Annotated in this window: 5 protein-coding genes and 2 pseudogenes; 4 read left to right on the top strand and 3 right to left on the bottom strand. The window is 44.0% G+C overall.

Going from position 1 to position 5,039, the window contains the following annotated elements; genetic code table 11:
- Nucleotides 1-132: pseudogene (locus ACP45E_RS10305) on the top strand (lactoylglutathione lyase); the annotation flags it as partial.
- Nucleotides 133-268: 136 nt separating this feature from the next.
- Nucleotides 269-706 carry a DUF2753 family protein gene (locus ACP45E_RS10310; protein WP_017037618.1) on the top strand — a complete coding sequence of 146 codons (438 nt, stop codon included), beginning with the start codon at nucleotides 269-271 and terminating at the stop codon, nucleotides 704-706.
- 19 nt (nucleotides 707-725) lie between these two features.
- Here ACP45E_RS10310 and motY read toward each other — a convergent pair whose 3' ends face one another.
- On the bottom strand, nucleotides 726-1,610 hold the full coding sequence (gene motY / locus ACP45E_RS10315; RefSeq protein WP_017037619.1) for a flagellar protein MotY: 885 nt from the start codon (nucleotides 1,608-1,610) through the stop codon (nucleotides 726-728).
- Nucleotides 1,611-1,795: 185 nt separating this feature from the next.
- Between motY and rnt the strand changes: the two genes are divergently transcribed.
- Nucleotides 1,796-2,443 (top strand): ribonuclease T, encoded by a 648-nt coding sequence (gene rnt / locus ACP45E_RS10320; protein ID WP_017033163.1) that lies wholly within the window; start codon nucleotides 1,796-1,798, stop codon nucleotides 2,441-2,443.
- 26 nt (nucleotides 2,444-2,469) lie between these two features.
- Nucleotides 2,470-3,795, top strand: a complete 1,326-nt coding sequence (locus ACP45E_RS10325; protein WP_017033164.1) for a Na+/H+ antiporter family protein — start codon at nucleotides 2,470-2,472, stop codon at nucleotides 3,793-3,795.
- Nucleotides 3,796-3,907: 112 nt separating this feature from the next.
- Here ACP45E_RS10325 and sucD read toward each other — a convergent pair whose 3' ends face one another.
- Both sucD and sucC read right to left on the bottom strand, forming a co-directional pair.
- On the bottom strand, nucleotides 3,908-4,780 hold the full coding sequence (sucD, locus tag ACP45E_RS10330) for a succinate--CoA ligase subunit alpha (protein WP_004734209.1): 873 nt from the start codon (nucleotides 4,778-4,780) through the stop codon (nucleotides 3,908-3,910).
- A pseudogene (sucC, locus tag ACP45E_RS10335) lies at nucleotides 4,780-5,039 on the bottom strand (succinate--CoA ligase subunit beta); the annotation flags it as partial. The gene sucD and the pseudogene sucC, both read right to left, overlap by 1 nt.

Consider the following 5,039-nt stretch of genomic DNA (forward strand, 5'->3'; position numbering starts at 1 on the left):
GCCGGTGGTATTGTCACTCGTGAGCCTGGCCCAGTCAAAGGCGGGACAACAGAGATCGCCTTTGTAAAAGACCCTGATGGATACATGATTGAACTCATCCAGAATAAACAAGCCTCCGTTGGGCTAGGTTGATACTTTTTGAGATTTGTTCGCATTAAGGCAACCAAGCGTTGCCTTTTTTAATATTCAATGATAATAATAACTCTCATTATCATTTGATGGGTAATTACATCAGATTTGTTCTATTAAGTTGCTCAAAGGGTTATTTATGACGGTTACAGAGTGGGAAAAACATACGTTACTCGCGGACGTTGCGATGCAGGAGAGTGACCACCTGAGAAGTATATTACACTACCAGCAAGCGCTAACCATCAGTGAGCAGCAGACTCATGAAGAAGAGATACAAATAGAAGATCGATTGATTGTTTCTGTTATCTCTTGTCACAACATGGCCAGTTTCTGGCGCTCTGTGGGAGATGAGCGATATGAGCTGAAATACTTGCAGCTCGCTTCAGAAAAGGTGCTGTCACTCATTCCACAATGCGCGAATAGTCAGTGTGATTCTTACATCGACTCACTAGGTTGCTGTAAAAAGGCCTTGATTGAGTTCTTAAAGCGTCACCCTAACCCATACATTGCCAAGCAAGTCAGCCACCTAGACAGCGCAACAAACTGTAACCTAATTTCTATGTTTCAGTTAAACTAACGGCCAATTTAGCGTCCTGTTAAACCTGTGTACGGCCTAGTGATATAACGACACGACGGTTTTTGTCTTTACCTATCGGAGATGAATTATCTGAAACAGGGCGGCGTTTACCATAGCCTTGAATTTGAATTCTATCTTCAGGTAACCCCAAAGATTGAAAATAACCGCGTAAAACTTCCGCCCGCTGCTCTGATAGATTTTGAGACACACTTCTGGTATCAACCGAATCGGTATACGTTGAAACCAATACCAAATCGATATCTTGATTGTGCCTAATATACTCAGCAATTTGAGCTAAACGCTTTTGAGATGATTTATTGAGCTGCACACTGCTTCGATCATAATGCAAAATAGTAAACGCGATGTCTTCGAAACTATACGGAAGTAGGTTAGCAATACAATCACTGAAAACATTGTACTTCTGCTGAAACAAGACCGATGAAAGAGCAACTTCAATTCTTTGATCCCGACTTTGCCAATCTTGATAGCTGAATGTAGGATAGCGACCTTTTTCAAGTTCACCTAAAATCCCCCAAGCAGTCTGTCCGCCAATATAGCCGTCGAATTGTTTGAAAAATTTTATGCTTGTAATTCGTTCCGCATTTTCACCAGGGCGCCATGCAGGTGGCAAAGACACTAAGCTAACATTCCGCGTTTCCCCCATCGGTCTGCGCATCTTAAGTTCAAAGTCTAAGATGATTTTTTTACTCGCCCGAGATGAAAATTCAGCATCGCCGTAATTTGGGATTGGGTGGACTAAGCGGCACTCTAGTGGCGTATTTGCCACCATTTGCCATGTAGATTGCATAGGCGTGGCGACATAACGTTTATCCAACGCAACCGCGTTTGGAGAAATCAGATGACTGGTTATTAGTACTGCGCTAATCGCGGCCCACTTCTTCATATTTGCTGTTCTCTTAGATACCACTTGATGACGGCGAATGTTTGCCGTTGCAACTTCTCTTACCCTACAATGCAAAATTCTAGCCATAAAACTGAATAAATTACGTTTCATTCTTGGATTCTTCGGTTTTGCTCTCTGCTGGAATCTGCAATAATGCACGGCTTGTCCATCTGACTAAAAAAACTATGACTGTTGAAAATGAAACTCTAACGTTAAAGAAGCGATTTCGTGGATACTTCCCTGTCGTCATTGATGTAGAGACTGCCGGCTTTAACTCAGATACCGATGCATTATTAGAGATTTGTGCCATTACGCTAACAATGGATGAACAGGGTGATCTTCATCCAGCTTCAACCATTCATTTTCACATCGAACCTTTTGAGGGTGCAAACCTAGAAAAAGCCGCTTTGGAATTCAACGGAATTATAGACCCATTCAGCCCACTTCGCGGCGCTGTTAGCGAAGAACACGCACTAAAAGAAATCTATAAGCTTGTGCGAAAAGAGCAAAAAGACCAGGGGTGCAGCCGTGCCATTATGGTTGCTCATAATGCCACTTTTGACCATAAATTCGTTATGGCTGCAAGTGAACGTAGCAAGTTGAAGAGAGTCCCTTTCCATCCTTTTGCCACATTTGATACCGCTGCATTAAGTGGCCTTGCCTATGGTCAAACCGTTCTAGCCAAGGCTTGTAAAACCGCAGGGATGGAGTTTGACAACAAAGAAGCCCACTCAGCACTTTACGATACAGAAAAAACCGCTGAACTTTTTTGTGGCATCGTTAATAAGTGGAAAGCTTTAGGTGGCTGGCCACTAGTTGACAATAACAATTAATACCAACACAACTAACCGAGAAAACTATGAATCCTGTTGTAATTTCTGTCTGTATCATGTTGATACTCGCTTTGATGCGTGTGAATGTCGTTGTGGCGTTAACATTCAGTGCTATCGTTGGCGGCCTTGTATCAGGCATGAGTTTAAATGACGCAGTGTCTGCATTTGAGAGTGGCTTAGGGGGCGGTGCAACCATCGCATTGAGCTATGCCATGTTAGGGACATTTGCTGTCGCTATTTCTAAATCAGGCATCACCGATTTGCTCGCCCAAAATGTGATTAAGCGAATCAACGGCAAAGAGAGCGGTACAGCGACTACCGGCTTGAAATATGCGGTATTAGCATCGCTGATTTTGGTTACGATGTCCTCTCAAAATATTATCCCTGTTCATATCGCCTTTATTCCAATTTTAATTCCACCTCTGCTCGGCGTATTTGCAAAATTAAAGATGGATCGTCGGATGGTTGCTTGTGTCCTGACTTTCGGCCTAGTCACACCCTACATGATTTTACCGATTGGATTCGGAGGGATTTTCCTAAACAATATTTTGCTTAAAAACTTGCATGATAATGGGCTAGAAAGCGTAGTCGCATCTCAAGTGCCAGTCGCAATGATTCTTCCGGCTTTAGGCATGGTATTTGGACTATTGACTGCTCTGTTGTTCAGCTACAGAAAGCCTCGTGAATACAAAGAAACAACGCTGACCCATATTAATGAAGAGCCAACAAGTATCGACAAGAAAAGTATTTTGGTTGCCTGTGTCGGTATTGTGGTTGCTCTGGCAGTACAACTGTCAACTGGCTCGATGATCATAGGCGCTCTAGCGGGCTTTATGGTATTCACATTCGGCGGTGTCATTGCCTGGAAAGAGACACACGATGTCTTTACCAAAGGCGTTCATATGATGGCGATGATTGGGTTTATTATGATCGCTGCGGCGGGGTTTGCTGCTGTAATGAAGCAAACTGGCGGTGTTGAATCCCTCGTCGACGCGTTATCAACCACCATTGGCGATAACAAGCCACTTGCTGCTCTGTTGATGTTGGTCGTCGGCCTATTGGTCACGATGGGGATTGGTTCTTCGTTCTCAACCATTCCAATTCTAGCAACGATTTACGTTCCTCTGGCCGCTGCATTTGGGTTTTCACCGATGGCGACAATTGCTTTAGTTGGAACAGCCGCTGCACTGGGTGATGCAGGCTCACCAGCGTCTGACTCAACATTAGGACCAACGTCGGGCCTCAATGCCGATGGGCAGCATGAGCATATTTGGGAAACCGTCGTACCCACGTTTATTCACTACAATATCCCACTGATCATTTTTGGTTGGATTGCGGCTATGGTTCTTTAATTTTTTAAATTTAGTACCTAGAGGTTTAATGTGAATACATTAAATTCTAGCCAAAAAAAACCGAGCGATTATGCTCGGTTTTTTTTTACTTTTTTATTGCTACTAGGTCAAGTTACCAACCCGTGATTTCACGTAGGCCTTTACCGATATCAGCAAGAGACTTAACAGTCTTAACGCCTGCTGCTTCTAGTGCTGCGAATTTATCTTCAGCCGTACCTTTACCGCCAGAGATGATTGCACCAGCGTGGCCCATACGTTTACCCGGAGGAGCAGTAACACCAGCGATGTAAGACACAACTGGTTTAGTTACGTTCGCTTTAATGAACTCAGCCGCTTCTTCTTCCGCAGTACCGCCGATTTCGCCAATCATTACGATTGCTTCCGTCTCTGGATCTTCTTGGAAAAGTTTTAGGATATCAATGAAGTTTGAACCTGGGATTGGGTCACCACCGATACCAACACACGTAGACTGACCAAAGCCTTCATCGGTTGTTTGTTTCACGGCTTCGTAAGTAAGAGTACCTGAACGAGATACGATACCGACTTTACCCTTCTTGTGGATATGACCAGGCATGATACCAATCTTACACTCGTCTGGAGTGATAAGACCTGGACAGTTAGGACCGATCATGCGAACGCCAGTTTCTTCTAGCTTCACTTTTACGTCGATCATATCTGTAGTAGGGATACCTTCAGTGATCGTTACGATCAGTTCGATACCTGCATCAATCGCTTCTAGGATTGCATCTTTACAGAAAGGTGCTGGTACATAGATAACGGTTGCTGTTGCGCCAGTGACTTCTACTGCTTCACGAACTGTGTTGAATACTGGAAGGCCCAGGTGAGTTTGACCACCTTTACCAGGTGAAACACCACCAACCATTTGCGTACCGTATGCGATAGCTTGGTCTGAGTGGAATGTACCTTGACCGCCAGTGAAACCCTGACAGATTACTTTCGTGTCTTTGTTAATTAATACAGACATTATTTAGCCTCCGCAGCAGCAACAACTTTCTGAGCAGCATCTGTTAGAGATTCAGCTGCAATGATATCAACATCAGAATTAGCAAGTACTTCGCGACCTAGGTCTGCGTTTGTACCTTCTAGACGAACAACGACAGGAACTGTTACGCCGACTTCTTTAACTGCACCGATAATACCTTCAGCGATCATGTCACAACGAACAATGCCACCGAAAATGTTTACGAGTACTGCTTTAACATTGTCAAGATCGGAAGAGCGGT

Source organism: Vibrio genomosp. F10 str. 9ZD137, from assembly GCF_049974785.1.
In the GTDB taxonomy this organism is placed as follows: Bacteria; Pseudomonadota; Gammaproteobacteria; order Enterobacterales; family Vibrionaceae; genus Vibrio.